This is a genomic window from Rhizobium sullae, assembly GCF_025200715.1.
Lineage (GTDB): Bacteria > Pseudomonadota > Alphaproteobacteria > Rhizobiales > Rhizobiaceae > Rhizobium > Rhizobium sullae.
Window position 1 is genome coordinate 4,066,393 of record NZ_CP104143.1, and the last position, 26,726, is coordinate 4,093,118.

The window sequence follows — 26,726 nt, forward strand, 5'->3', positions numbered from 1 at the left end:
TTCCTCCTCGGTTCGGTCAGAGCTTGAGCTGCCAGATGCGCGCGGTTGCGACATTGCCTTGGGGGGCGACCAGGCGCGCCGAGCGTACGGCGCCCAATCCCGGCAGGCGCTTCGTCCCTGTCCATCGACCGTCGTCGGCGAAGACCTCGATGGAGCCCACGTCCAGAAAGACCCGAAGCGTCGAAGGACGCGCGCCGGCCGCGATGTAGCGCGGCGGCGATTTGCCGTTGCGGATGTCGTAGATGATGCTCAAGCCTTCCTGACCGACCCTTAAACCGAGCTCGACATCGGGATGATCAAGCTCGAGATCGAACACCGCGCCGGGCGCTGCGAGATCGATCACGATCTCGACGGCTCCATTGCCGAGACCGACCGTTTCGCCGGAACGCAGCATGATGTCGTCGACAGGTCGTTGGCGCAGGCGCTCGACAGCCGCGACCGGTGGTGTGAGAAGCGCGCCGTCCCGAAGAAGGACCTGTCGTGGCAGCGTCATCGCCGAGGGAAAATCCGCCTTGTTAGAGACATCAGTCCAGTTGGCCAGCCAGGCGATACCAACCGGGCCCGACCCATCCACGAAGGCCTGGAAGGCATAGGCGTCGGTTCCGAAATCAAGTTCCTGTTCGAATTCCTTGATGAAGTTCCGGCCGTCGAAACGGCCGACAGTGGCGATGGTGATATTGCGTCGGCCGGTTGCCGGATCACGGCTCGTGAGAAGTCCAAAAGTCAGTGCCCAACGGGTTTGAGGGTCGTTCGCCGGGCCATCGAGCGGCACGAGGCAAGGGCATTCGGCCGCCGTCATGCCGAAACGATCCTCGCGGTGAAGAATGCCCACGAACGTCCAGCTGCCCGCAGCCCCCGGATCGTTGGTTTCGTAGAGCAGGATGACGCCGCCGGCATGGTCTCGGCTTCCGAGCAGCATTTTCCAGCGCCCATCCGGACCTTTAACGACATAGGGATCGCGAAAATCGAGCGTCAGCTCGAGGCCTACTGGACGGTCCGGGAGGATGACCTCCGGCGGGTTTGAAGTGACCATGTCATTGCTGACCGCTGTCAGCTGGATTTGCTCCTCGGGCACGCGATCCCTGACCTGCTCGGTGAAGAAGACGCGGACGCCGGGTGCGTCTTCTCCGAGCGGAATTGCGGTGCCGGAAAAGGCGCCGCCACGCCCGTCGGCCCGCGCCGAAAGCTCCGCCGAGGGAAAGAGGAAGATCGGTAGATGCGTCCAGTGGAGGAGGTCGTCGGAGACGGCGTGGCCCCAATGCATCGTGTTCCAGCGCAGACTATGCGGATAGTGCTGATAAAACAGGTGCACTTTGTCGCCGAAGCGACCAAAGCCGTTCGGGTCGTTCATCCAGCCGAAGGGCGGCCGGAAATGATAGCCGTCGGGGACGTCAGGTGCCGCATTGGCGTCAGCGCTGTAAAGTACGGTCATGCCCGTATCCAGGACGTCGGCCGGCGCGTAGGCATAGATGATCGAGATGACAGTGGTGGCGGTGTCATAACTGAATAACGTTTCACCGCCTGTTTCGACCGCCAGCGTCAGGAGCTCGAACTCCTCGGCGTTTTTGGCTATGAGACAAGCGAGCTCGCGTTCCCCCTGAGCTACCTTCAGCTCCGCGGGCCTGCCCGGATGGGCGGCCTTGAGCCACGCATGCAGCATGGTACCGGCAGGCAGCACAGCGCTCAGCGCCTCGGTGCTGCCATCGACAAGCGAAGCGGGGTTTGCATGAGGTGTCATTTATCAACCTTTCACGGCGGAGCCCACGAAGGAACTGACGAACCAACGCTGGAAAACGAGATAGAGGGCGAGGATCGGGAGCATCATAAGGACGGAGGCGGCCATGGCGCGATCCCAGTAGATACTGTCCTGGCCGAAGAAGGTCGCGATGGCGACGGAGATCGGCCGTGCATAGTCGGTCTGCGTCACCAGGATCGGCCAGAGATACTGATTCCAAGTCTCGATCCCCATGAGGATCGAGACGGTGGCAAGCGCCGGCAGGCTCAGGGGCAGGAAGATCGACCGGTAGATACGGAATACCGAGGCGCCATCGATCTGGGCCGCTTCGAACAGTTCCTTGGGCAATTGCGCGAAGAACTGGTAGAAGAGGTAGATATAGAGCGGGCTCGCGATCCACGGCACGATCTGGACGGCGAAGGTGTCGGTCATGCCGGCGCGCGACACCATGATGACGAGCGGCATGATGATGCTCTCCTGCGGGATGACATAGAGAGCGATCACTAGGGACAGGATCAGCGCCCGCCCGCGCAGCGAGCCCCAGGCCAGCACGAAGCCGGCCATCGAATTGACGATGAGGCCGGCGCTCACGGTCGAGGCCAGAATGATTAGCGAATTGATGAGATAGCGGCCGAAGGCGAGTTCGCCTGAGAGGTTTCCGACCTCCGCGAAATTCGAGAGCGTCGGATTCGATACCCAGAAGGCCCTGAAGCTGCCCATGTCGGCCAGAATCTGGAACCGGTCGTCCTTCAGGCTGGCGATGACGAGCATGAACAGTGGCGAGATGATGACCAGCGCGATGACGAAGATGCAGGCGGTCTGCACGATGCGCAGGGAACCGGCCGCCGAGCGCTCACGCTTTGCCTCGGCATTCATTGCGGAAAGAGCGAGATCAGACATCGTAACGCCTCAGGAGCTGGCGCTGCACGAGCGCGATGACGAGAACGATCAGAAAGAGGATGACCGATACGGCGGACGCATATCCAAGCTTTTGTTCCTCGAAGCCGGCGCGCACCATGTAATGCACCACGGTTTCGGTACTGCTCTTCGGACCCCCTTGGGTCAGGATCGCGACCTGGGTGTAGAGCTTGAAGGCCTGAATGGTGGTGATGACCAACACGAAGATGTGCGTCGGCCTGAGACCTGGCATGGTCACGTGCCAGAAGCGCTGGAGGACATTGGCGCCGTCGATCTTGGCTGCGTCGTAGAGTTCGTCGGGAATGCCCTGCAAACCAGCGAGGTAGACGATCATCTGGAAGCCATAGGCCTGCCATGCCGAAAGCAGGACGATCGAGAACATCGCCCATTGCGGATCGCCGAGCCAATCGATCGGCTGGATATATCCGCCCGAGGCGAAGCCGAGGATCTGGTTAAGCGGTCCGGTGGGATACTGGAATAATGTGCCCCAGACGACGCAGACGACAACGATCGACGTGATCGCGGGCAGGAAGAAGAGGCCACGGAAGAAGTTTCGGAACGGTAGCTTCTGGTGCAGCAGCAATGCGGTGGCAAATGCCAGGCCGCATTGAGCGGGCAGGATCCAGAAGGTGAAGCGCGACACGTTCCAAAGCGAGATCCAGAAGAGATCGTCCTTGAAGATGCGCAGGAAATTGGTGAAGCCGACGAAGCGGACCGGTGTCGGGCGCGGTACCAAAGGTTGATTGGTCATTGCCGTCCAGAACGACAGAAGGAACGGCACGACCAGGAAGATCGTCAGCAACACGAGCGCGGGCGCCAGCATGCCGATCTCCTGGAACATTCGGACTCTGTCTCCGCGCCCCACGGGACGCGTCATGGGCGCTGGTTGCTGCAAGGTCATGATCTCCTCCTCCTCACTCGATCGCGGACGGTCGATCGCCATGCGACGACCGCATCGGGTGTCCGCGCGGATTGGCACCGCGCGGTGGCCTCATCGCGTCATTATTGTCCGTTGAAGGGCGGGTAGCCGTCGTTGTCTTCGATGTCCTCGTCTATCTTCTCGGCCGCGGCGGTCAGCGCCGCCTTGACGTCGCCGCCATTGAAGATCTCATCTACCGCCTGCATGAAGGTGGAGGTGATCGTCGGATAAGCGGGATGCGGCGGCCTGGCGATCGCCGTCTTTGAGGCCTGCTCGAAGGCAATGGCCATCTGGCCGCCAGTGGCGTACAGCGGAGATTCCGCGGCAAAGCTCTTCAATCCCGGATAGGCAGACGTATCGCGCGCATGTTCGCGAAACTGCCCGTCCTTGAGCATGAAGCTCACGAACTTGCCGGCGATATCAGGATGCTTGGAGGCCGTGGTGATGGCCCAGATCCAGGTGCCGTTCGGACTTGCGCCCTTCGGTCCGAATTTGGGCAGCGGCATGACGACGATGTCGTCCTTCATCGAGGCGGCGGCTTCCGCGTAGACCCAATGGCCGCCCAGCGCGAGAGCAGCCGGATGTCCTTCCGCGTAGAACTGGTTGGTACCGGAGGATTGCGGCACGACCCAGCCGTTCTTGACCCAAGTCTGCATCAACGTCAGCGCATCGACGCAAGGTTCGCTGTCGAGCGTTCCCACGGATTTCCAGGTCTTCCGGTCGATCAGGTCGCAGCCTGCCGATTGCAGGATCGGGCTATAGGCATAGGTGATCCATTCGGTCTTGATGCCGTAGCCGCGAAACGTGTCGATCGGCCATTTGACGCCTTCGAGCTTCGACAGCTTTTCGAGGTAGCCTTCGAACTCCTCTCGCGTCCAGGCGTCGTCGACGGACTTTGGAATCCGGGCGCCAATCGCTTCGAGATACTTTTTGTTGCCGTAAAGGACGACCGAGGAGTCCGTCAGGCCGAGCGCATAGAGGTCCTCGTCGACGGGGTAGGTGCCCTGGGCGATGTTGGAGTCTGTCATGTCGTCGAGGACACCCGGATCGATCAAAGGTTTGATTTTCTGCAGGTAGCCGGACCAGACGTAGTTTGCGAGAAACGGCGCGTCGAGCTCCATGATGTCAGGCATCTGCTCGGACATGACGGCGGCGCTGAACTTCTCGTTATAGGCGTCGTGCGGCGCGTAGATCAGTTCGATATCCACGTCCGGATTGGCATCTTCGAAGCGTTTGGCCACCGCGCCATAGGCCGAGACCGTATCGGGATCGCCCTGATGCATGACCTGGATGACGGTCTTTGATTCGGCCGGACTTATGGCGAATCCCAGCGCCGCGGATGCTACGAGCATAGAAAGTAAACGATTACCCATTTGCTTCACTCCTCCTCAACAGGTTTCACTTCCAATTGCATTTATACGGATGATCGCTCCACAAGTTGGAACGGCAGCTTTCGCACGTCGCCGGGTGTCGCATCGCCCACAAGCAAGATCTCGGCGGCCATGCGACCCATGGCGCGATGCGGCAGCGCCATGGTCGTCAGCGGCGGATCGAGGCGCGAGGCGATTTCGATCTGATTGTCAAAGCTGGCGACGGCGACATCGTCCGGAATCCGGGCGCCGACCCGACGCAGCGCCGCGTAGACCTCCATCGCAACCCGGTCGTTGCCGCACAGGATGGCGTCGGGGCGCTCGGGGCCGCCCATCAGTTCGGTGATATGCGACAGAACGAGGCTCGGCGCCCTGTCGCTGTAGATGCCGCGGCGCACGGCCGGCAAGACTCTTGCGCCGGCGCCGTCGAGGCCTGCTTCGGTCAACGCTTGGCGAAAACCCGCCTCGCGTAGATCTCCGGCGAGCAGGCCCGGTAGATTGATGAAGGCGATGTTGCGCCGGCCGGCACCGATCAAGTAACTGGCGATCTCGTGCGCAGCGCCTGTTTCGTCCGGCACCAGCGCGGTTACCCGGTCGTTTGCCTCGCGGCAATTGATCATCACGCCGACCGTATCGACAAACGCCTCCGGCAACGCCACGACCTTATGGTACATGGCGGCATAGGCGATCGCCCGCGGTCGAAAGCGCCGAACCTCCTCGATCACCGAGGCCACGTCGCGCCGCCCGCTCAACGTCATCGCGAAGACGGCCATCTCTGCCGTCCGCGCGGCGCCATCGAGCCCGCGAATAATTTCAGTCGCAAATGGCGAGGTGATCAATTCGTCGGCGACAACGCCGATCAGCGGCATCCAGCCCTGGCGCATGCTGCGCGCGGCCAGATTGGTGACATAGCCGAGCTCCTCAGCAATCTCCTTGATGCGCTGCTTGGTCTGCTCCGACATCCGCGCCGAGCCGCCATGCAATGCGCCTGACACCGTCTTGACCGAAACGCCGGCACGTTCGGCTATGTCGCTGAGGGAAGCGGTCACAGGGGTTCGCCTTGGGTTATCGATTACCCAATCGCAATACCAATCGAGTTCCAATGAGTCAAGTCCTCAAGCAGAGCCGGGCCGCGACAGTTCTCGACCTTCCCCTATGACCCCGCCTGGATCGAGAATCACCGCGCCTTTGCCGTGCAGCCGACCTTCCCCTTGAAGCTGGGCCATTTCAGACATCCGGCAAACCCGGAAACATGCGCGACGCACTGGCGGGCGTCTTCGCCGACGCCGCGCCAGACAGCTGGGGCCGCAGGCTTCTCGAACGCGGCTATGGCAACGGCCTTTCCGAATTCGAGAAGTCAGCGGCCCCTTCTGCATCAGCTCGACGCCGGTCGTAGTTCGAGCTCCTTGGCGGTGATCGCCTCATCGGCAGGCTCATGTCGCCGAGGCTGAACTGGATGATGATGCCGCGCGGGCGAGACGCCTGAGACATCTCGCGTCCTTAGGCTATTCGACTTCAGACGGTAGCTTTCTGACACCCAGGCCGATCGGCCGAAGGCTGTTGCCCGGATGGCGCGGATCTGGACCCCAGATGGCTTGATACGTGTCATACGCCATCCCTCTCCGCTGCAGCATGGCAAACACCACCGCCACCATCAGATACCATGTGCCGATGAACAGGAGCATCCACCGCGGGGCGTTCGCCTGCCACAGACCTGTTGAAACGGCGGCCATGGAGACCAGCAGCACCAGATATCCCATTGACTTATGAATGCGCTCAAAGACACGGCGGCGGCGTGTCATATCGTAGTGATCGCCGCTCCAGCTGCCGTCTGCGGTCGGTGCCGACGGGCCGCCCTTCGTTCCTCTGAGCCATCCCGTAAGATACTGCATGCCGCCGAGTGCCAGGGCCACCCATCCTGTCAGCTGATGCGCCCAAGACGAGGCGGTAATCGATTTGGTTGCCGCGGGAGCGGAAAGTATCAGGAGCAAGCCAATCAGCATCAGCGCCAACGCGGCGTACTGGGCGCCACGATGAAGGTGCCACCATCGGCGATCGTCCAACACACGAGGCCAGTCCTGGCCAGGGAAGATCTTGAAGAATCGCGCTGCGATCACGCCGATGGGGACGAGTACCGACCAGGCCATCACCATTGATCGCGCGTGCCATGACAGGTGCATTCCGACTTCATGAACTCTTGTCGGATCGCACGGCGCGAGCAGCCACTCGAACATTGTCACCCTTTCACAGCGCCGGCGGTCATGCCTGTAATGATTTGTCTTGAAGCGACGAAGGTGAAGATGATCGGAGGGATCGCTAGCAACATGCCGGTAGCCATGACGACGCCCCAATCGATATCGTATTCGGTAAGCGAGTTGACGATCGTCACCGGCACGGTTCGGGTGTGCCTATTGGTCAACGCGTTGCCAAGGAGGAATTCATTCCAGGCGATGCGGAAAGTGAATATCGCCGCTGCTGCAAGTCCTGGCCGGATGACCGGCAACACCACCAGGAAAAACACCTGCAATGGGCCAGCGCCGTCCATCCGGGCCGCTTCTTCGAGCTGGATCGGAACCTGCACGATGAAACTCTGCAGGATCCATATCACGAAGGGAAGATTCATCGCGACGTAGACCAGAACAAGTCCGGTGAGGGTTCCATCGAGCCCGAATTGGTAGGTCCATATTCCAAACACCGGAACGAGCAGTACCGCTGGCGGCACCATGCGCATGATCAACGTCGTCAAAGAAACGACGTTGCGGCCCATGAACCGAAAGCGGACGAGCGCGTACGCTGCCATGCAACCGATAACGAGCGTCAGGGCGGTCGACGCCAAGCCGACGATCAGGGAATTTCCGAGCGAACGCGCGAAGGTCGGGTCACAACGACCTACATTCTGCGGCGAAAACCAGAGCACGTCGCACAACACCTTCTCGTAGTTGTGTAATGTCGGTAAGAAAAACAGGCTAGCGCCGTCGGACATGATATCGACGTTCAGCCGCAGTGAAGTAAGAAGCATCAGCGCGATCGGCCCGACAGCCATCATCACCAGGACTGCCAGAAGAGCATAAAAAGAGGGGTTCGTTTTCTGGTCACGCGCGATCATCTATTATTCGCCTTTCAGGGCTGCGGTCCGCAGTCGCGCCGCACGGCCTTCAATCATCTTGTTGTAAGTGAACATCCCAAGCGTCAGCCCGAGGAGGAGGACAAGCAACAGGTTCGACATTGCAGCCGCCAGCCCAAGCTCGCGAAACTCTGACGCTGTACGAGAAATGCGCAGCGAAAGGATTTCGGTGGACAGACCTGGCCCTCCGTTCGTCAGGACCAGGATCACTTCGAGAACCTTGAACGCATCGATCAGCCGAAGCAAAGTCGCAACAACCAAGACAGGAAGCATCAGCGGCAGCTTGATATAAAGCACTTGCTGCCAGCCGGTCGCACCATCGATCCTGGCAGCTTCCAATGTGGAGCGGGGCAGTGATTGAAGGGCAGCGAGCGATAGAATGAAGATGAACGGAGTCCACTGCCATATGTCTGCAATGATGACAGAGGTAAGAGCCCATCGGCTCTCGGACAGCCAAGGGGCCGGCTCGAAGCCGAGAGACACCAACGCTCGGTTGAAGACGCCGACTGTCGGATGGTACATGTACCGCCACATCAATCCAACAACGATTGGCGCGATCATCATCGGCAGGATGAACAAGGTTTTCAATACCGACAATCCGCGGATATTGCGATCCAGCAGAAGAGCGAGGCCTACGCCCAGCACCATCTCGGCAGCCACGACTACCCCGGCGAAAGTGATGGTAACTGCGACGCTCTCGTGAAACTGGGCGTCGCTGAGAAGCTTCACATAGTTGCCGAGCCCTACCCAGTCCGCCTCACTGATCCGTTGACTGGGATTCCAGTTCAAGAAGCTGGCATAGATCATGTAGCCGATCGGGTAGAGTAACGCAGCGCCAAGAATGAGCGTAGCTGGCGCGAGAAATAAGTAAGGGGTCAGCCGATTCACGTTGGCAGCCTGCATCATGTCCTCCAGGTAGATTCTAAGCGGGCCGGCACCCGGCCCGCGCAGCGCGAAATCAGCGATTACTGCCAGCTGTAATAGCCGGCCTCCTGCATGGAAGACCGGGCGCGTTCTGCAACGCCGTCGAGAGCGGTCTTTGCGTCAAGTCCCTCCGTGAGCACCTTGCTCAGTGCCGTTCCGAGATCACCATTGATCTTTCCCCAGGTTGGGATGATGGGGCGCCAGTCGGGATCGGCGTAGGTGAGCGCCTTGCCGAATGTTGCCATGTAGGGAAACGTGGCGTTGACTTCCGGGTCATCGTGAGTCGATCGGCGAATCGGGTTTCCGCCCTCCAGCGCAATCAGCTTGTCGGCATATTTGGAGGTGAGCCACTGCAGGAGCAGGAACGCCGCTTCCTTGTGAGCGGCATTCTTTGGAATAGCCAGACCGAAGCCGCCCGTCTGGGAACCTCGTCGCACACCCTTCGGATGCAGCGCCCAACCCACTTTGCCGACGACTTGGCTTTTCGTCGGATCGTTGACCTGTCCCGCGAAAACAGTGCTATCCAGATACATCGCAGTTTTGCCCTGAAGAAAAGCCGCACCCGCCTCAGCGAAGCCGAAGGTCTTGGCCCCCGCTGGTCCGCAGTCGACGATTTTCTTCAAAGCATCGGCTGCAGCTATGCCCTTCTCGTTGTTGACGACCGGGTTCCAGTTTTCATCGAAGATGCGGCCTCCGAGCGGCGCCAGATGCAACAGGAAGGCATGACTCGCATGCTGCCCGGATGCCGCACGGCTGGCGAGTCCGCCCATGCCTGGCTCAAGCTGGGGAATTCGGCAAGCCAGCTCGAGGAGCTCCTCGTAAGTCTCTGGCACCTTCAGGCCATGCTTCTCGAAAATATCCTTGCGATAGCCAAGAATAGAGGTCTCCGCGCCAAACGGGAGCCCGAACAGCGAACCCGTCGGCCCTGGCAAATATCCCTTGGTGCCACCTGCGATACCGATGTTCTGTATATAGCCGTCTATGATGTCGGCGGCATCATAGGTCGGATCGGCAAACCTCGGGTTCATGAAATATTTTGCGAGGTTCTCAAGCTGATCGGCATACACATAGTCGGCCTTCGAGAACACGACATAGGAAATCAGGTCGTAATCACCCTCGGCTTTGGTGAGCTCAAGCGTCTGCTTCTCGCGCATCTTGAGATACTCGAGTTGATCGACCTCGACCTCGATCCCGGTCTCGGCCGTGAACTGCGGCAGGATCTTCACCACGGCGTCGTAGTGTGGGTGGGCAGGGAAATTCACCACGAGCGGGGTGCCTTTGTATGCCTCATATGGGTTCGCACTGGCCGCTATGGTTTGTAGCAAGAAACCGGCGAATGCCCCTGCTAGAATGGGTAGTCTGCGCATGTTCGTCCTCCCTTTGCAGTCATCAAAGTCTCAATGTGGTCGTGCGGTCGAAGATCAAGATGTCGTCGGTCACGACTGCGAACGCCGCCAAGGTCCCTGGTCGTGGGGACACGGCAGACGGCAATTCGACAAGTACTTCCTCGCCGCTCGGCAACTTGGTAACGAGGGTCGTCTGCGCTCCGAGATATTCGGAAACGACCACCTGCAACTCGATGGGTGCGCCGGAGTCGGTGTCCAGGTTGATAGAAGAGGGCCGAATGCCGAGTGTGACGTCGCTTGCCTTGTGAGGGCGGACCCGATTTGCCGTCTCCTCGGACAAAGGCAGAAGGAACCCGGCTCCGCGAGCCCAAAGGCGGCCCTTTTCCTCGACGAGCATGCCATCGATGAAATTGATCGCCGGACTGCCGATAAAACCCGCCACGAACTTGTTGTTCGGCCGCTTGAAGAGCTCTTCGGGCGTTCCCTGTTGCTGAACGACTCCTTCGTTCATCACAACAATGCGATCGCCAAGCGTCATTGCTTCGACTTGGTCATGCGTGACATAGACCATGTTCTTTTCCAGCCGGTCGCGCATTTCGCCGAGCTCAGTTCGCATCTGGGCCCGTAATTTGGCGTCGAGGTTCGACAGAGGTTCGTCAAAGAGAAAAGTCGACGCATCGCGCACCAAGGCTCTCCCCATCGCCACGCGCTGACGCTGCCCCCCAGAGAGTTCCGCCGGCTTGCGCTCGAGCAGGTGCGTGATGCTCAGCATCTTAGCTACCCGTTGGACGCGGGCGTCGATCTCAGGCCTGGGTACGCGTGCCAGGCGCAGACCAAAAGACATGTTTCGCGCGACATTCATGTGCGGATACAGCGCGTAGTCCTGGAACACCATCGCGATGTCGCGTTCCTTCGGCTCCAGCCGACCGATGGCGCGATCATCAAAATAGATCTCGCCGCCACTCAACTGTTCTAATCCGGCAAGAATCCTCAAGGTGGTCGACTTTCCACAACCAGAGGGCCCGACGAGAACGGTAAACTCGCCGTTCTCCAGGGTTAGGTCGATTGGCGGCAGAACTTCAAGCGACCCAAATCGCTTAGTGACATGTTCAAATACGATCTGCGGCACAGTGCTCCCCCAGCGGTTTTGTTATCGATACCAATGGCGTATATTCTGACCACGAGGAAGATTTTGATCTGGGGAATCAGCGTTACCGATAACGTTGCTGGGGGGCGCCGGTGCGAAGAAAGCGTGGCTGTACGACAGTTGATATAGCGAGGGCACTCGGGGTGAGCACAATGAGTGTATCACGCGCGCTGCGAGGCATCGAAGGCGTGTCAGAGAGCACCCGGTCCGCAATCTTGCGCATGGCCGAAGCGATGAATTACGTTCCCGACAGCACGGCACGGGCGCTCAGCCAACCTTGCTCGAACTTGATTGGTATTTCCGTTCCGACATTGTTCAATGACGTCTTCGCGGAAATACTGGAGGGAATGCGCAGCACTTTCCAGTCCGCTGGCTACGAGACAGTAATCGATACAACCGACTACAGTCCGGCAGCCGAGCTGGCATGGGTTGAACGGGTCCTGTCCTGGCGACCGGCTGCTATGATTCTCACGGGCGCCCACGCCGATCCACAACTTCGCGATTGCCTGAAAGTACGAGGCGTGCCCACTCTCGAGTTGTGGCAATACACAGACGATCCTATCGATATTTGCGTGGGCATCGACCACTATGCCGCCGGCCTTGCGATAGGGAGGCACGTTTTCAGGCTTGGCTATCGGCGGCCCGCTTTCGTCGGCGCCCCGGAATTTCGGGATCCGCGAGCCGAAGAGCGCCTGGCTGGCTTCATGGCGGCCTTCGGAACTACTTCAAGGAGAGAGGCTTCGATAGCGCGTCCCGTCGAGACAAATGCCTTTGAGGCCGGTCGCACTGGCACGCTAACGTTGCTCGCTGAATCGAGCGAGTATAAGCCGGACGTCATCTTTTATCTCAATGACCATCTTGCGTTCGGCGGCTCAACGGCTTGCCAAGCGCTTGGATTGCAGATTCCGCGGGACATAGGAGTAGTCGGCTTCAACGCGCTCGGGTTAACCAAGGTGCTATCCGTGCCGATGACGACCGTTTCCACCCCACGCAGATTGATGGGCGTAATGGGGGCACGCAACCTGCTGGCGCGCATCAGAGGCTCCAGAGTTCCAAGCAGTATTTGTCTGCCCGTCGAAGTCATTGCGGGTGCGACAACACGCCTCCAATTCTGAGCCAAAGTCATTGTACTAAGCGCTAACACGGCAGCGAAGCTGACGGTCCTTTGTGCTCCAGGCCAAAGGCGCTCTTCTCGCTCGAGACTTCAAAAATCGTCCGATCGATGCCTATAGTCGCTGAAACGAAGCAGATCGCGAATCGCAGGGTAGGTTCTTCGTAGCGTTCGGAAAATGCGCTGTCAGATCAAAGTGTTAGGATCGCTCAAAACAATCGAGTAGGAATGATTTTCATTCCCACTGCTTAAAATCCTAGCGATTGCTGCGCCGGCTCCGGCGGGGCAAGGCGGACACCTTCCAGTGCGAGCATTCTGAGTTTGGAATTCGAGCCGCCCGGCGCCGAAAATCCGCCGACCTTGCCGCCTGCGGCGAGCACGCGGTGGCACGGGATGATGAGGGCAATTGGATTCTTTGCCATCGCTTGACCCACATCCTTCGCCGCTTCCGGCCCAGCGCCAAGCTCCTTCGCCAGCGCGCCATACGTAGTCGTTCGACCCCAGCCGACGCGGCGCGCAGCAGCATAGATGCTCTTAAAGAATGCATCCTGCCCCTCAAGGTCGAGCTTTACGCCTGAAAAATCTGTTTTTTCGCCGTTGAAGTAGCGTTTTACAGCAGCGATCACCTCGTCAACCTCAGGCGTCGGCATGCCTGGTTCGGCTGCCGCAAGGCGGCGCAACAGCAGCCGCTCCGTCGCATCCGCGGCTTTCGTTGGCAACTGGAAACGTGTGACGCCGACATCGTTCCAGGCAATTCCACAGAAGCCGGCAGCGGTTTCGAAGATCAGATACTGGTGCGCTTTCTCAGCCATGATATCGCCTCCGTGCTTTTTACTTCACCTGAAAATCGTGCAGCCGCACCGCCAATTCAACCCGATTCTTGCCGTAGTTTGCCATTTCGCGCAACCTTGGCCAAGAGATCGATGTTCTATTTCTGTTCTTGTATTTGACTTCAGTTCGGTAGATTTCGAGATCCAGGAAAGAAGGAGGCGACCGCGACGCATGCCTGTCCTGGAACAATTTAGAACTTCCTTTCGCCCACCTAGGAACCGGATGTCCGCCGCCTCGCGGGGACATTCGGAACGGAAGCTCCAACCTGTGTTTTGCGATTTTCCCTGACTGGCAATTGGCGTTCGTGCCGCCAGCATTGCGTCAGATCTTCAAAATAGGTTTGGTTTGAAGGGGCGGCCGCGATCGCGCGATCTGCTTCATGTTTCGCTATATCGCGTCGGGCAATGGGAAAGCCTGCCTGGCGATGCAGTATTTGCCGCGATGGCGGCTGCGGCTTGCATCCGTATGGCGCCGTGTCACTGGAGTTCAATCGCGCGCTGAGCTTCAGGCAGAACCGGCACCCACTGGTTCCTTGTGCCAACCAGGGGCGCAATGAAGTCATATCGCTTCATCGGCAGCTGGCGCTCGCGCTTTGCGGCAGCGGCGTGAACGTCACCGTCAGCGTTACTTGGCAAAAGCAAACATGAGCATATCGGTCGCTGACCACTGATCGGATAGCAGGGATAGCGCAAATGCTCTTTGCTTCAGGCGAAGAGCGGCGCTCTGCCGCCTTGCACTTGTCCGCCGGACTCGCATAAAGCTCCGTTGAGGAGAATTTGCGGAGCGACGTAGCATGGATGTTTCCGAAATCATCATTCCCGGCGACACACCCGGCATCGAGTGGCGTCTGCCGGTTTTTCGGTTCAAGGGTGACGACCCGGCGACGCCGAAGGTTTATATCCAGGCGGCTCTCCATGCCGACGAGGTTCCGGGCACAGCGCTTCTGCACTTCCTGTGCGAGAAGCTACGTGATGCAGAAAGTACCGGCAGCATCGCGGGCGACATCACCATCGCGCCGCAGGCCAATCCGATTGGCGCAGCGCAGTCGCATTTCGGCGAACTGCAGGGCCGTTTCGATCTCGGCTCACGGACCAATTTCAACCGGGATTTCCCGCTGATTTCGCTGCGGGACCGCAACAGCCTAATCGAAGATCTCGATCGTTACCCGGCAACCGACCAGCTGAAGCGGCAGCTGATGCATGTGGCGCTTGGCGCCGATCTCGTGCTCGATCTGCATTGCGACGACGAATCCCTGCAATACGCCTATATCGATGAGGCGTTCTGGCCGGAGGCAAGCGACCTTGCCGCCGCCTTGGCGATGGACGCGGTGCTGCTTTCAGACGGCGAGAGCTCGGCGTTTGAGGAGGCAATTGGCTTTGCCTGGAAATATGAGGTGCCCGGCGAGAGGCACGCCCATCTTCCTGGCAAGCTTTCTGTCACCGTGGAGCTTCGCGGCCAACGCGATGTCTATCCGCATATGGCCAAAGCGGATGCAGAAGGCCTGTGGCGCTTCCTCGCGGCACGCGGGATCATCAGAGACGAGAGCATATCGCCGAGCACGTTCGCTGGTCCGGCCGTGCCGCTGGACAATATCGAGATGATCCGCTCGCCGGAGTCCGGCACGGTCCTCTTTCACTGCAATATCGGTGAAGAGGTTACCGAAGGCGATCTGCTGGCAACGATTATCACGCGTCCCGGCATGGCGCACGGCAGCATTGAAATTCGTGCGCCGCAAGCCGGCCTTATCGTCACCCGCACATCCGACCGGCTGGTGCGCCGACGCGCCGACCTGATGAAGATCGCCTGCAGCCAGCCCAGTGGCATAGTACGCAAAGCCGGAACCCTCGAGGACTAAGATGACTGCCATCATTTATGGTATCAAGAATTGCGACACGATGAAGAAGGCGCGCGCCTGGCTGGAGGAGCATGGCATTGCCTATGATTTTCACGACTACAAGGCCGTGGGTATCGACCGCGCCCATCTGGAGCAATGGGTCGACAGAGCCGGATGGGACATCGTGCTCAACCGTGCCGGCACAACATTCCGCAAACTGCCGGACGCCGACCGCGAAAACCTCACACGAGAAAAAGCGATTTCCCTGATGCTTGACCAGCCGTCGATGATCAAGCGGCCGGTTCTTGAAGCGGGCGACAAGCTGCTTATCGGCTTCAAGCCTGAGAATTACGGGACAGAATTCGGAACATAAGATGTCAAAAACGACGCGCGCCACACAGGTTCTTTTCAAAGCCGGCGTCGGTTTCACGGTACATAACTACGACTATGATCCGAATGCAGACCGTGTCGGTCTCCAAGCCGCCGAAGCGCTGCGCGAGGAGCCGCATCGCGTGCTGAAAACATTGATGGCGGAAGTGGATGGCAAGCCGGTCTGCGTCGTTGTACCGTCCGACCGTGAAGTCAGCATGAAGAAGCTTGCGAGCGCCTTCGGCGGCAAGTCGGCAAATATGATGAAGCCGGCGGACGCCGAGCGGCTGACCGGATATCATGTCGGCGGCATCAGTCCATTCGGCCAGAGAAAGCTGGTTCCCACGGCGCTGGAGGAAGCAGCACTCAATGAACTTTTGGTTTACATGAACGGTGGTCAGCGCGGATTGCAGGTGCGTCTTGCGCCGCGGGATGCTTTGAAAATATTGAACGCCAGGGCGGTACCGCTCATCGCCTAGCAAGCTGCGAGGTGACGGCATTCTGAAAGGTCAAAGTTTCCAGCCAGACGGCAACGAGGGAATAAGAACGGTGAGCGTCAAGGAAGCATCACTCGGGGATAGCCGGCACAGCTATCGCCTGCACAATGTCGCCATCCCAGCCCGCCCGCTGGAAGCGGCACTTTATCTTGTCGCGACGCCGATCGGCAACCTTGGCGATATCACCTTGCGGGCGCTGGAAACGCTGGCGGGTGCCGATGTGCTCGCCTGCGAGGACACGCGCGTGACCCGCGTTCTGCTCGATCGATACGGTATCCATAACCGCCCCTTTGCTTATCATGAGCACAATGCGGATGAGGCGGGTCCGCGATTGCTGCAGGCCCTGGAAGCAGGCAAGTCTGTCGCACTCGTCTCCGACGCCGGGACCCCGCTTGTCTCCGATCCCGGCTATCGCCTTGCACAGTCGGCGATCGAAGCCGGTTACCGCGTCGTTCCCATTCCCGGAGCATCGGCGCCGCTTGCCGCGCTCGTCGGCTCGGGTCTGCCGAACGACGCCTTTTTGTTCGCGGGGTTCCTCCCGGCGAAGGACAAGGCGCGGCGTGACCGGCTGGCCGAATTTGCCGTCGCGCCGGCGACGCTCCTCTTCTTTGAATCGCCGCACCGGATCGGCGCGACGCTGGCTGCCGCTGCCGACGTGCTCGGGTCTACCCGCAGGGCGTCCGTTTGCCGCGAGTTGACGAAGACCTATGAGGAATTCCGCCGCGGCACGCTCGCGGAGCTTGCGGCGCATTATGCCGAAAACGACAACGTGAAGGGCGAGATCGTGCTCGTCATAGGCCCCCCGGAAGAGCGGCCGGCGGACGAAGCGGATGTCGCTGCCATCCTTGCTGACCTCGTCACGTCCATGCCGACGGCAAAGGCGGCTGCGGAAGCCGCACGCCTCACCGGTCTGCCACGCAAGGAACTCTACCAGCGTCTGCTCGATATGAAGGTCAGGAATGAGTGATAGCTGGCCGCGATCATTAGCCGGCGAAAGGCGCGCAGCGCCGCGTCTCGGAATATATCGCGACACTCTTTTTGATGTTGAAAGGGCCATCGCATCAAGCTCGGCGAGATTGATATCATCGCCGGGAAGCGCGACCTGGCAGCCTTCGTCGAGGTAAAGGCCCGGCGCGACGAAATGGGCGCCATAGATGCGGTTCGTTACGCTGCCCAAAAACGTATCCGTGACGCCAGCGATCTCTGGCTTTCGCACCAGCCGGATGATGGCCGTTGGTCGCAACGAGATGATATTGTAGCAGCAATGCCCGGCCGTCTGCCCCGGCATTTTCCGGACGCTTTTTGATTGCTTTGCATAGGCGTGCAAAAGTCCGGTTTTTGTAATCTTTCTGTCACTGAACTGTTAAGGAGGCGTCATACAAGGCCTCTATTGCGTGTCCTCACCCCAACGACTGGTGGAGAGGATTTTATCCATGTTCAAAAAGCTTTCTTTGGCCGCCGCTGCGGTCGCATTGTCTGCATCCACGTCCTTTGCTGCGACCGAAGTCACCTGGTGGCACGCCATGGGTGGCGAACTCGGCAAGAAGCTCGAGCAGATCGTCCAGAAATTCAATGACAGCCAGTCTGATTATCACGTCACTCCGGTTTTCAAGGGCACCTATCCGGAAACGCTGACGTCCGCGATCGCCGCTTTCCGCGCCGGTCAGCAGCCTGCCATCGTTCAGGTCTTCGAAGTCGGCACCGGCACGATGATGGCCGCCAAAGGCGCTATTTACCCTGTTTATAAGCTTATGGCCGATGAAGGCGAGCCGTGGGATCCGTCGAAGTTCATCGCTCCCGTCGTCGGCTACTATTCCGATCCGGAAGGCAACATCTTGTCCTTCCCGTTCAATTCCTCGACGCCGATCCTCTATTACAACAAGGACGTCTTCAAGAAGGCCGGCCTTGATCCGGACGTTGCCCCGAAGACCTATGCGGAACTTGCAGACTTCTCCAAGAAGATCGTTTCCTCCGGTGCTGCAAAGTGCGGCTTTACGATCACCTACGCTGCAACCTGGATCGGCCTCGAAAACTTCTCGGCCATCCATGACCTGCCTTACGGCACGCTTCAGAACGGCTTCGGCGGTCCGGCTGCCGAATTCACCTTCAACGGCCCGACCCAGGTTCGACTCTGGGACGACCTGAAGAAGTGGCAGGACACCGGCTACTTCCAGTACGGCGGTCCGGGCGGTGGTCCTGACTCTGCTCCGAAGTTCTATTCGCAGGAATGCGCCATCTACATGGGCTCCTCGGGCTCGCGCGCCGGCGTCATCGCCAACGCCAAGAACTTCCAGGTCGGCTTCTCGACGCTCCCTTACTACGACGACGTCACCAAGGATCCGAAGAACTCGATCATCGGCGGCGCGACGCTGTGGACGCTGAACGGTCAGAAGCCGGAGGTTTACAAGGGTGTTGCCAAGTTCTTCACCTATCTCAGCCAGCCGGAAGTTCAGGCTGACTGGCATCAGTTCTCCGGCTACCTGCCGATTACCAATGCTTCTTACGATCTCGGCAAGTCGCAGGGTTACTACGAAAAGAACGCGGGCTCCGACGTCGGCATCAAGCAGATCACCCGTGGCACGCCGTCCGACAATTCCAAAGGCGTTCGTTTCGGCAACTTCACGCAGATCCGCGACGTTGTCGACCAGCAGTTCGAAACCGTGCTCTCAGGCAAGCAGACGGCAAAGCAGGCGCTCGACGCAGCCGTCAAGGAAGGCAACGCCATGCTGCGCGAATTCGAAGCCGCAAATTCGAACTAGGTTCGCGAGCTGACCCCTCAGTCCTCCCCACACGGGGAGGACCTTTCCATGCGAGCGAGCCATGCAGACAAAACGCACCATTTTTTCGAATCGCGTCTTGCCATACGTTCTTTTGGCGCCGCAGCTCGCGATTACTCTCATTTTCTTCATCTGGCCCGCATTCCAGGCTTTTCGGCAATCGTTCCTGCGCGAAGATCCCTTCGGCATGAAGACCACTTTCGTCTGGTTCAGCAACTACACCAGGCTCTTCGAGAATGCGGATTATCTGAATGCGCTATGGGTGACGCTCATCTTCGCTGTCTCGGTGACGGCACTGTCCATGAGCCTGTCGCTGCTCTTTGCCGTCTGTGTCAACCGCGTGCTGCGGAGTGGCCGGTTCTATACGACGTTGCTCGTCTGGCCTTATGCGGTTGCTCCGGCCGCCGCCGGTCTGCTCTGGTGGTTCATGTTCAACCCCAGCATTGGTATCCTGCCTTATGGGCTGCGCTATTTCGGCTATGACTGGAATTATCGGCTGCATGAAGGCGATGCCATGGTGCTGATCGTCGTTGCCTCGGCCTGGAAGCAGATTTCCTACAACTTCCTGTTCTTCGTCGCCGGCCTGCAGTCCGTGCCGCAATCGGTGATCGAGGCGGCGGCGATCGATGGCGCTGGTCCCTTCAAGCGCTTCTGGACGGTGATTTTCCCGCTGCTCTCCCCGACGACGTTCTTCCTGGCGGTCATTAACATCACCTATGCGCTCTTCGACACCTTTCCAATTGTCGATTCGACGACCTCCGGCGGCCCTTCGCAATCGACCAACACGCTGGTCTACAAGGTCTATGCCGACGGTTTCGTCGGGCTGAACCTGGGGCCGTCCGCCGCCCAATCCGTCGTGCTGATGCTGATTGTCGTCGCGCTCACTGTCGTCCAGTTCCGCTGGATCGAAAACAAAGTGCAGTACTGAGGCTCATGCGATGGTCGAAAATCGTCCCTATCTGAATTTCCTCACACATCTGATCCTCATCATTGGCGCCGCAACCGTGGTATTCCCGGTCTACCTTGCCTTCATTGCTTCCACCCACGGTGCGAGCGATTTCATGAGCGGCCTCGTGCCGATGCTTCCCGGCGATCAATTGGCGTCGAATTTCAGTCAGTTGTTGAACGTCGGCAATTCGGTGGCAGGCGCTCCACCCTTCGCGCTGATGCTCGCAAACAGCCTGCTGATGGCGATATTGATCGCCGTCGGCAAAATCGCAATTTCGATCATCTCGGCCTTCGCGATCGTCTATTTCCGCTTTCCGCTGCGCCTAGTGGCCTTCTGGATCATTTTCCTGACGCTGATGCTGCCGGTCGAAGTCCGCATCCTGCCAACCTACAAGGTCGTTGCCGATCTCGGCATGCTGAACTCCTATCCCGGTCTTGTCATTCCGCTGATCGCATCCGCGACCGCGACCTTCCTGTTCCGCCAGTTCTTTCTGACCATCCCTGAGGAACTGATGGAAGCGGCCCGCGTTGATGGTGCCGGCGCGATGAAATTCTTCCGCGATATCCTGCTGCCGCTGTCGCGCACCAATATTGCAGCGCTCTTCATCATCCTCTTCATCTACGGCTGGAACCAGTATCTCTGGCCGATGCTGATCACCACCGATCCGCAATATTACACGGCCGTCATGGGCATCAAGCGCCTCGCCTCGGTGCTCGACGGCGATACCCAATGGAACCTGGTGATGGCCGGTGTCATCCTGGCCACCCTGCCGCCGGTTCTCGTCATCATCGTCATGCAGCGCCTCTTCGTTAAAGGCCTGGTCGAAACGGAGAAATGACAATGGCTTCCATCGAGGTCGAAAGCGTCGGCAAGATCTACCACGGTGGCGTTAAGGCCGTTTCCGGCGTCGGCATCAATATCAGGGATGGTGAATTCATCGTGTTGGTCGGTCCGTCGGGCTGCGGCAAGTCCACGCTGCTGCGCATGATCGCGGGTCTTGAGACCATTTCGGAAGGCCGGGTAAAGATTGGCGATCGCGTCGTCAACAATGTCGAGCCTGCCGACCGCGACATCGCCATGGTCTTCCAGAATTATGCGCTCTATCCGCATATGTCCGTCTATGACAATCTCGCCTATGGCCTGAGGAACCGCGGCACGCCAAAGGAGGAAATCGAAGCGCGCGTTGCGGAAGCTGCCCGCATGCTGCAGATCGAGCCCTATCTGCAGCGCAAGCCCAAGGCGCTTTCCGGCGGCCAGCGCCAGCGCGTTGCCATGGGCCGAGCTATCGTCCGTAAGCCGGCTGTCTTCCTCTTCGACGAGCCGCTGTCGAACCTCGATGCCAAGCTCCGTGTTTCGATGCGCGGCGAGATCAAGCGCCTGCAGCGCCGCCTCGGCACCACCTCGATCTACGTCACCCACGACCAGCTGGAGGCGATGACGCTGGCCGATCGCCTTGTGGTGCTGAATGGCGGCAGGATCGAGCAGATCGGCGCGCCGCTCGATGTCTATCACACGCCTGCCTCCACCTTCGTTGCAAGCTTCATCGGCTCGCCAGCCATGAACCTCTTGAAGGGCGAACTGCATGGCGACAAGTTGGCGCTCGGCCCGACCTTGATCGATCTCGCAGGTAACGCGCCTGCCTCTGGCCCTGTGACTATCGGCATTCGCGCCGAGGATCTGCGGCTGGCGGGTTCAAATGAATATGCGATGCCATTGACGGTGGAATATGTTGAAGAACTCGGCTCGCAGCGCCTCGTGCATGGTCTTTTGGGCGATCAGCCGCTGACAGCTGTCGTTTCCCCGGAAACAGCACTGGCATCGGAGTTGCGTTTCGTGATCCCGCCGGAGAAGCTGCATTTCTTTGCGCACGACACAGGCAAACGAATCGGTGTCGGTGCTTTGGTCACTGCCCATCATCCGACAGTTGCTGACGCCGTAAAGGTTTGAAACGCATCGTTAAAATTTTAGCGGCCCATTGAACGCCTCCGTTACGACTCTCTGCTATTCCGCAATGATTGGGGTAGCAAATTGGGGGTGGTCCATGGCCATGAAGCTCATGCTCGCAAGCGCGGTCGCAATGGCCGCGCGTTCGGTGCCGTATGCCATCGCGCCAACGCGCGGCAGGAATTTCGTCGCGCACTCCAGCGACCATTTGCCGATGAAATCGACCCCGATCAATCCTGACTGGGTCGTCGGTGGCGACCCACAGGCGCGCACGGCGGAACATTCCCGCGGCCATGACGACGCATCGCTGACGGCGATCTGGGATTGCACAGCCGGCGAATTCCGCTGGTTCTTCGGCTGGGACGAGACGGTGATGATCCTCGAAGGCGAGGTTCACATTACCGCCGAAGATGGAACGGAGCGCACGCTACGCGCCGGCGACGTTGCCTTCTTCGCGGGCGGCACATGGGCGAGCTGGCGGGTGGACAGCTACGTCCGGAAGATTGCGTTTCTCCGCAAGCCCTTCCCCAAGCCTGTGGCAATCCTCTACCGTCTTCGCAACCTGATGCGCAGCGGCGGCCAGCACGGGCTCGCGGCCTGAAAAATCCTTGATGCCGGCGCTCGGAAGTCCTTGGCTGGCCGTTGCGTTTGCTCTGCTTGCGACCTACATCTGTCCGGCACTCACTGAGGGACGGAAATGGCCAAGATCAAGAACGTAGCGGTCCAGATGGACCATGTCGCGGGCATCAATATCGCAGGCGATTCCACCTTCGCCATGAGCCTCGAAGCGCAGGCCCGGGGCTACAAGCTTTTCCATTATACTCCTGAGCGGCTGAGCCTCCGCGACGGCAAGCTTTATGCCTCCGTCGAGCCGATGCTGCTGCGCGACGTGAAGGGCGATCATTTCGAGCTCGGTGCGCCCGAACGTGTCGACCTTTCGACCATGGATGTCGTGCTGCTTCGCCAGGACCCGCCCTTCGACATGGCATACATCACCTCGACGCATCTTTTGGAGCGCATTCACCCGAAGACGCTCGTTGTCAACGATCCTGGCTGGGTGCGCAATTCGCCGGAAAAGATCTTCGTCACCGAATTCGCCGACCTCATGCCGAAGACGTTGATCACCAAGGAGGCTGCCGAAGTCCGTCGCTTCCGCGACGAGATGGGCGATATCATCCTGAAGCCGCTTTACGGAAACGGCGGCGCCGGCGTCTTTCACTCGACGAGGGATGACCGCAACCTCTCCTCGCTGCTCGAAATGTTCGGCCAGCTCTTCCGCGAACCCTTCATCGCCCAGCAGTATCTCCCGGATGTCCGCAAGGGCGACAAACGCATTATCCTCGTCGACGGCGAACCGGCGGGTGCAATCAACCGCGTGCCGGCGGAGCACGACAGCCGCTCCAACATGCATGTCGGCGGCCGCGCGGAAGCGACTGAGTTGACTGCGCGCGAAAAGGAAATCTGCAAGCGCATCGGTCCGGCGCTCAGGGAACGCGGCTTCCTGCTCGTGGGCATCGATGTCATCGGCGACTATATGACCGAGATCAACGTTACCTCGCCGACCGGACTTCGCGAGGTTCGCAAGTTCGGCGGCGCGGATATCGCAAGCCTTCTCTGGGATGCAATCGAGCGCAAACGGCCTTAACCGTTCCGGCTTCTGTTCCTCTTCGTTCACGCTTTGCAACGCGCTGCAACTGCAGCGGCGGCGTGAATCTGTTCCTTTATTGCTCTTGTTTTACTCTTTTTCTACGCAAGATTGCAATTGGCGACGATGAGAAGTCGCAACGGGGCATGTAAAAGGTTGCGGGGACATTAATCCATATAGGTCTGCGGCGTGTTTGACTCCCATTGAACGGGCAAGCCTCCAGTCCGAACCCTCGCGCCGCCGCCCGCATCGAAAAACCTACATCAAACCGGAACTTCGAGACCGTTTGGGATATACGCTTCTTAAGAACGAGCGCGGCCATGTGGTGGTGCTATGATCCCTGAACCCCTTCTCCAGTAGGACTCGGCGCAGTGTCAGGCAGGCACCGGCAACCGCTCGAAAAGGTGTTCGTATTGCAGCACCAATCCCTCCTCATCGACCGCTAGGTCAGCTTGAAAACCGGCGGAAAGGCCCAGGTCGACGTAACGTACTCGCCCGGGACCCTGCCGGTCGTAGCGCTGCTTCGAACGGGCGACCGTCAGCGCTGGCCCATCGATGAAAGCGGTGTCGAGCGTAAGGCTTTCCCCGGCGGCAGTGGGCGTCCTGCGGATGGGAAAGGTGTTGCAGAAGGGCGTGACCGACAGGTCCGGATCTTCCGCGCCTTCGAGGTCTAGCCGCGGTTCGCCGTTCACCCGCCAGCCGGTCCCGGCACGCTCCAGGCTCAGCATCCCGCGGCCTTGCGCATTCCAGCGCTCAACCACAACGGACTGCGCGTGCCAATCCGAGTCGAGCCGCCAGCGGTGGTCGAGGCGGAAGCCGCCAGCTTCCAGGCATATCACGGTTGAGTCGGCCGTCACTCCCTCAGGCTCAACAAGAAGTTCCAGACGCTCAAGGCCCTCGAAATCTGTCCGATGCCAGAAAAGGAACGATCTGGTCATGCTCGGCTCCTCCGCGCACTCGTTTTTCCAAAACATGAGCTGATCGCGGCGCGATCGTCCCAGGCCACTTTTTTACACGATGATGGCTGGCTGGGGTGGTTGCCCCGATAAGATGGAAAAACGGGCTCACGATTGGAACCGGGCCCAAACATCGAATGGAGGCAACATGGACCAATATATCGGGCTTGATGGTTCATTGAAAGATACCGCGATCTCGATCCGCGAGGACGGGAAGCGGATCTGGCGGGGAAAGTGTCCCTCGGATTCGAAGGTTCTGGCGCAGATGATCCGCAAGCATGCCCCGCACGCTAGGCGCGTCGTATTCGAGACGGGGCCGCTGTCGACGTGGCTCTATCATGCGCTGACGACCGAGGGGTGCCCGCGATCTGCATTGAAGCACGGCACGCAAAAGGTATTAGACGAGACGCTCAACAACACCACTGAAAATAATATATAGGCTGGTTCTGACAAGGTGGTGTCAGCACTCGCGGCGTGGCGCGAACTTCCGCTCCCCGTCCACTACAGTCATTTAGAACCATGGCGGCGGCTCCACTCGCTGATGTTGGTCCGCCCGGTTCCGGAAAATCGATGCTTGCTGCGCGACTGCCCTCCATTCTGCCGCCGCTTTCGGCTGTCGAGCTTCTCGAGGTCTCGATGATTCATTCGGTTGCCCGTCAGCTTTCCGGCCGCAAGCTCTCGGACCGCCGGCCGTTCCGCACATCCCTCTCTACGAAAGCCATATTTTTGTTGAATCTTCATGAAATCAGAAATCCGGCTAGTCGGAGATTGTCCCATGCCTCGTAACGCATTTCTGCTGTGCGCAGGTCTGGTGGTCACCGGAGGTGTGGCTTCTGCCGAAGAGACTGCTCTCGCCAGAACGTTTCGGTACGCCATCCTCATCAATCAACAAGAGCCAATTTACGGCGAGGTGGAATGCGCGAAATATCCATGCCAATTGCTCAATCACAAAGCACCCGACATTAATCGTTCACTCAGCAGCGATGACGGTGCTTTCGTCCGTCCGATCGTCTCTTGTGGGGTAGGGGATTGTTTCGTTTCGTATAGGTCTGAGAATATTGACGTGCGACAGACCGGGAAGTTCTTGAAGTTCAAGTTGGCCGAAGGCAACGCGCCAGGCAATCACGCGGTCCTTCTTAAAAGCCGCCCGATGGGTGAAATCATCATGTCCTTCTGACGTTCAATGGCCGGTGTTGTGAAGGCTTTCGGACGCCGGCCCGGCGCCAGGCCAACACGTGGATAGCCGGCATCCGAAACCCTTCACACAACCGGCCATTCCCGCAAGTTCTGTGTGCGTCACGCCCGACTCGCCCGAACGCTCAGCCACCGATCATGGGGCTTTCCGACGCACCGACGGACCTCGCTGACGATCCAGCCGGCGTCTGTGAGTGCGGACCGCAGGGCAGACTCGCGCCAGTACGTCTCGACGTAGCGCCGGGGCGCTGCAGCACTGCCGTGTGTGGACACATCCTCGCCTTCGCCCTCTCTAACCGAGGCGTGCAATCGGCCACCGGTCCGGGTCGCCTCGGCAAGCCGTCCAAGCACCGTGCCAAAATCCTCGCGCGCGACATGAATCAGGCAGGCACAGGCCCAGATCCCGTCGTACGGCGTGCCGGGACGCTGCGGGTCGGCCAAGTCTTCGGTCAGCGGGTCCAGCAGGTCGGCCTCGAAGCCACTTTCGCGAAGCAGTTCGACGAACCCCCTTGAAATGTCGGTGCGCCGGACGCTAATTCCCCGCTTCTCAAGCTCAAGTGCATCTCGCCCGCCACCGCTTCCGATCTCCAGCACCCTGCCCGAGCCGCCCAGCTCGGTCACGAACGCATCGATCTCTGTCGCGACCCATTCGGGCATCGCCGCGGCCTCGGCAGCGTACTCCGCCGCGACCGTATCATAGGACCGCACGGTATCCAGGTCGGTGCTCATCCTAGCGCTCCTCCTTCAAGACAAGAGGCCTGATGAGCGAGAGGCCCATCAGCCCGTTGCGCCCTTCACACTTCGGCAGTTGGTGACATCGCGGGCGATTTGCTTCCCAGCTTTAGCAGAAATGCGGTCAGACACACCACCGGCCGAGCCAATGCTGCCGGGCGGCAATGCGCCGCATCCGGACCTTGGGGATGCCGCGAAGGTCACCTCTCAACCCGAAGGGTCCGTTTGTCGCACGGTCATCCACGTGACGCCATGGCCCTGAGCCGACCTCCATCGATCCCTTTCATTGCGATTGGGGACCGTTCGCGGAACGGATGCCAATTGGAAACGTTTCCTCGCCTCTACCTCGAATGCCTGCCTGCGATCGGCCGTAGAATGGGATGCTTCCGTATCGTTCGGCAGCC

Annotated in this window: 26 protein-coding genes and 3 pseudogenes; 16 read left to right on the plus strand and 13 right to left on the minus strand. The window is 59.5% G+C overall.

The window, feature by feature from the left end; translation table 11 throughout:
• Positions 1-16 precede the first annotated feature (16 nt).
• From N2599_RS20175 to N2599_RS20195, 5 genes are all read right to left on the minus strand, one after another.
• Positions 17-1,738, minus strand: a complete 1,722-nt coding sequence (locus tag N2599_RS20175; protein ID WP_027510673.1) for a GH32 C-terminal domain-containing protein — start codon at positions 1,736-1,738, stop codon at positions 17-19.
• Between the two features lie 3 nt (positions 1,739-1,741).
• On the minus strand, positions 1,742-2,635 hold the full coding sequence (locus tag N2599_RS20180; RefSeq protein WP_027510674.1) for a carbohydrate ABC transporter permease: 894 nt from the start codon (positions 2,633-2,635) through the stop codon (positions 1,742-1,744).
• Positions 2,628-3,554 carry a carbohydrate ABC transporter permease gene (locus tag N2599_RS20185; protein WP_027510675.1) on the minus strand — a complete coding sequence of 309 codons (927 nt, stop codon included), beginning with the start codon at positions 3,552-3,554 and terminating at the stop codon, positions 2,628-2,630. Before N2599_RS20185 ends, N2599_RS20180 begins: the two co-directional genes overlap by 8 nt.
• A gap of 101 nt (positions 3,555-3,655) precedes the next feature.
• Positions 3,656-4,945: an ABC transporter substrate-binding protein gene (locus N2599_RS20190; protein WP_027510676.1), complete on the minus strand. Its 1,290-nt coding sequence runs from the start codon at positions 4,943-4,945 to the stop codon at positions 3,656-3,658.
• A 41-nt stretch (positions 4,946-4,986) separates the two neighbouring features.
• Complete coding sequence (locus N2599_RS20195) at positions 4,987-5,991, minus strand: LacI family DNA-binding transcriptional regulator (protein WP_027510677.1); 1,005 nt, start codon at positions 5,989-5,991, stop codon at positions 4,987-4,989.
• A 203-nt stretch (positions 5,992-6,194) separates the two neighbouring features.
• Here N2599_RS20195 and N2599_RS20200 point away from each other — a divergent pair, with 203 nt between their 5' ends.
• A complete protein-coding gene (locus N2599_RS20200; protein ID WP_260307491.1) occupies positions 6,195-6,338 on the plus strand; it encodes a hypothetical protein in 144 nt (47 codons plus the stop codon).
• Positions 6,339-6,447: 109 nt separating this feature from the next.
• Here N2599_RS20200 and N2599_RS20205 read toward each other — a convergent pair whose 3' ends face one another.
• Genes N2599_RS20205 through N2599_RS20225 form a run of 5 tightly spaced genes read right to left on the minus strand, consistent with a single transcriptional unit; the run spans position 6,448 to position 11,465 of the window.
• Positions 6,448-7,176 (minus strand): cytochrome b561 domain-containing protein, encoded by a 729-nt coding sequence (locus N2599_RS20205; protein WP_027510678.1) that lies wholly within the window; start codon positions 7,174-7,176, stop codon positions 6,448-6,450.
• Positions 7,177-7,178: 2 nt separating this feature from the next.
• On the minus strand, positions 7,179-8,048 hold the full coding sequence (locus N2599_RS20210) for a carbohydrate ABC transporter permease (RefSeq protein ID WP_027510679.1): 870 nt from the start codon (positions 8,046-8,048) through the stop codon (positions 7,179-7,181).
• Between the two features lie 3 nt (positions 8,049-8,051).
• A complete protein-coding gene (locus N2599_RS20215; protein ID WP_244914787.1) occupies positions 8,052-8,972 on the minus strand; it encodes a carbohydrate ABC transporter permease in 921 nt (306 codons plus the stop codon).
• Positions 8,973-9,031: 59 nt separating this feature from the next.
• Positions 9,032-10,357: an extracellular solute-binding protein gene (locus N2599_RS20220; protein ID WP_051336600.1), complete on the minus strand. Its 1,326-nt coding sequence runs from the start codon at positions 10,355-10,357 to the stop codon at positions 9,032-9,034.
• Between the two features lie 22 nt (positions 10,358-10,379).
• Entirely contained in the window at positions 10,380-11,465 is a 1,086-nt protein-coding gene (locus N2599_RS20225) for an ABC transporter ATP-binding protein (protein WP_027510682.1), read from the minus strand.
• A gap of 239 nt (positions 11,466-11,704) precedes the next feature.
• Here N2599_RS20225 and N2599_RS20230 point away from each other — a divergent pair, with 239 nt between their 5' ends.
• The gene (locus tag N2599_RS20230; protein WP_245209257.1) at positions 11,705-12,598 is read left to right on the plus strand and encodes a substrate-binding domain-containing protein; all 894 of its coding nucleotides are present in this window, start codon (positions 11,705-11,707) and stop codon (positions 12,596-12,598) included.
• Positions 12,599-12,842: 244 nt separating this feature from the next.
• Here N2599_RS20230 and N2599_RS20235 read toward each other — a convergent pair whose 3' ends face one another.
• On the minus strand, positions 12,843-13,406 hold the full coding sequence (locus N2599_RS20235) for a methylated-DNA--[protein]-cysteine S-methyltransferase (RefSeq protein ID WP_027510684.1): 564 nt from the start codon (positions 13,404-13,406) through the stop codon (positions 12,843-12,845).
• Between the two features lie 812 nt (positions 13,407-14,218).
• Here N2599_RS20235 and N2599_RS20240 point away from each other — a divergent pair.
• The 11 genes and pseudogenes from N2599_RS20240 to gshB all read left to right on the plus strand — a co-directional run bounded on the left by N2599_RS20240 (position 14,219) and on the right by gshB (position 23,440).
• Complete coding sequence (locus N2599_RS20240; RefSeq protein ID WP_027510686.1) at positions 14,219-15,280, plus strand: M14 family metallopeptidase; 1,062 nt, start codon at positions 14,219-14,221, stop codon at positions 15,278-15,280.
• Position 15,281: 1 nt separating this feature from the next.
• Complete coding sequence (locus N2599_RS20245) at positions 15,282-15,632, plus strand: ArsC family reductase (RefSeq protein ID WP_027510687.1); 351 nt, start codon at positions 15,282-15,284, stop codon at positions 15,630-15,632.
• Position 15,633: 1 nt separating this feature from the next.
• Positions 15,634-16,107 (plus strand): Cys-tRNA(Pro) deacylase, encoded by a 474-nt coding sequence (gene ybaK, locus N2599_RS20250; RefSeq protein WP_027510688.1) that lies wholly within the window; start codon positions 15,634-15,636, stop codon positions 16,105-16,107.
• Positions 16,108-16,177: 70 nt separating this feature from the next.
• Entirely contained in the window at positions 16,178-17,092 is a 915-nt protein-coding gene (rsmI, locus tag N2599_RS20255; protein ID WP_027510689.1) for a 16S rRNA (cytidine(1402)-2'-O)-methyltransferase, read from the plus strand.
• A 56-nt stretch (positions 17,093-17,148) separates the two neighbouring features.
• Positions 17,149-17,431 (plus strand): annotated as a pseudogene (locus N2599_RS20260) (YraN family protein).
• A 127-nt stretch (positions 17,432-17,558) separates the two neighbouring features.
• Positions 17,559-18,884 carry a sn-glycerol-3-phosphate ABC transporter substrate-binding protein UgpB gene (gene ugpB / locus N2599_RS20265; RefSeq protein WP_037142161.1) on the plus strand — a complete coding sequence of 442 codons (1,326 nt, stop codon included), beginning with the start codon at positions 17,559-17,561 and terminating at the stop codon, positions 18,882-18,884.
• Between the two features lie 61 nt (positions 18,885-18,945).
• Positions 18,946-19,830: a sn-glycerol-3-phosphate ABC transporter permease UgpA gene (ugpA, locus tag N2599_RS20270; protein ID WP_027510691.1), complete on the plus strand. Its 885-nt coding sequence runs from the start codon at positions 18,946-18,948 to the stop codon at positions 19,828-19,830.
• 10 nt (positions 19,831-19,840) lie between these two features.
• Positions 19,841-20,689 carry a sn-glycerol-3-phosphate ABC transporter permease UgpE gene (gene ugpE / locus N2599_RS20275; protein ID WP_027510692.1) on the plus strand — a complete coding sequence of 283 codons (849 nt, stop codon included), beginning with the start codon at positions 19,841-19,843 and terminating at the stop codon, positions 20,687-20,689.
• 2 nt (positions 20,690-20,691) lie between these two features.
• Positions 20,692-21,798, plus strand: coding sequence for an ABC transporter ATP-binding protein (locus N2599_RS20280; protein WP_051336601.1), 1,107 nt, complete (start codon positions 20,692-20,694; stop codon positions 21,796-21,798).
• 94 nt (positions 21,799-21,892) lie between these two features.
• Positions 21,893-22,396, plus strand: coding sequence for a cupin domain-containing protein (locus N2599_RS20285; RefSeq protein ID WP_027510693.1), 504 nt, complete (start codon positions 21,893-21,895; stop codon positions 22,394-22,396).
• Positions 22,397-22,492: 96 nt separating this feature from the next.
• On the plus strand, positions 22,493-23,440 hold the full coding sequence (gshB, locus tag N2599_RS20290) for a glutathione synthase (RefSeq protein WP_027510694.1): 948 nt from the start codon (positions 22,493-22,495) through the stop codon (positions 23,438-23,440).
• A gap of 374 nt (positions 23,441-23,814) precedes the next feature.
• Here gshB and N2599_RS20295 read toward each other — a convergent pair whose 3' ends face one another.
• Positions 23,815-24,378 (minus strand): putative glycolipid-binding domain-containing protein, encoded by a 564-nt coding sequence (locus tag N2599_RS20295; protein ID WP_037142163.1) that lies wholly within the window; start codon positions 24,376-24,378, stop codon positions 23,815-23,817.
• Positions 24,379-24,544: 166 nt separating this feature from the next.
• On the opposite strand from N2599_RS20295, the pseudogene N2599_RS20300 reads away from it, so the two are divergent.
• The 3 genes and pseudogenes from N2599_RS20300 to N2599_RS20310 form a co-directional block, all read left to right on the plus strand.
• A pseudogene (locus N2599_RS20300) lies at positions 24,545-24,789 on the plus strand (IS110 family transposase); the annotation flags it as partial.
• A 150-nt stretch (positions 24,790-24,939) separates the two neighbouring features.
• Positions 24,940-25,098, plus strand: a pseudogene (locus N2599_RS20305) (ATP-binding protein); the annotation flags it as partial.
• A gap of 73 nt (positions 25,099-25,171) precedes the next feature.
• Positions 25,172-25,573 carry a hypothetical protein gene (locus N2599_RS20310; RefSeq protein WP_027510696.1) on the plus strand — a complete coding sequence of 134 codons (402 nt, stop codon included), beginning with the start codon at positions 25,172-25,174 and terminating at the stop codon, positions 25,571-25,573.
• Between the two features lie 119 nt (positions 25,574-25,692).
• Here N2599_RS20310 and N2599_RS20315 read toward each other — a convergent pair whose 3' ends face one another.
• Entirely contained in the window at positions 25,693-26,319 is a 627-nt protein-coding gene (locus tag N2599_RS20315; protein WP_222286306.1) for a class I SAM-dependent methyltransferase, read from the minus strand.
• Positions 26,320-26,726: the final 407 nt, after the last annotated feature.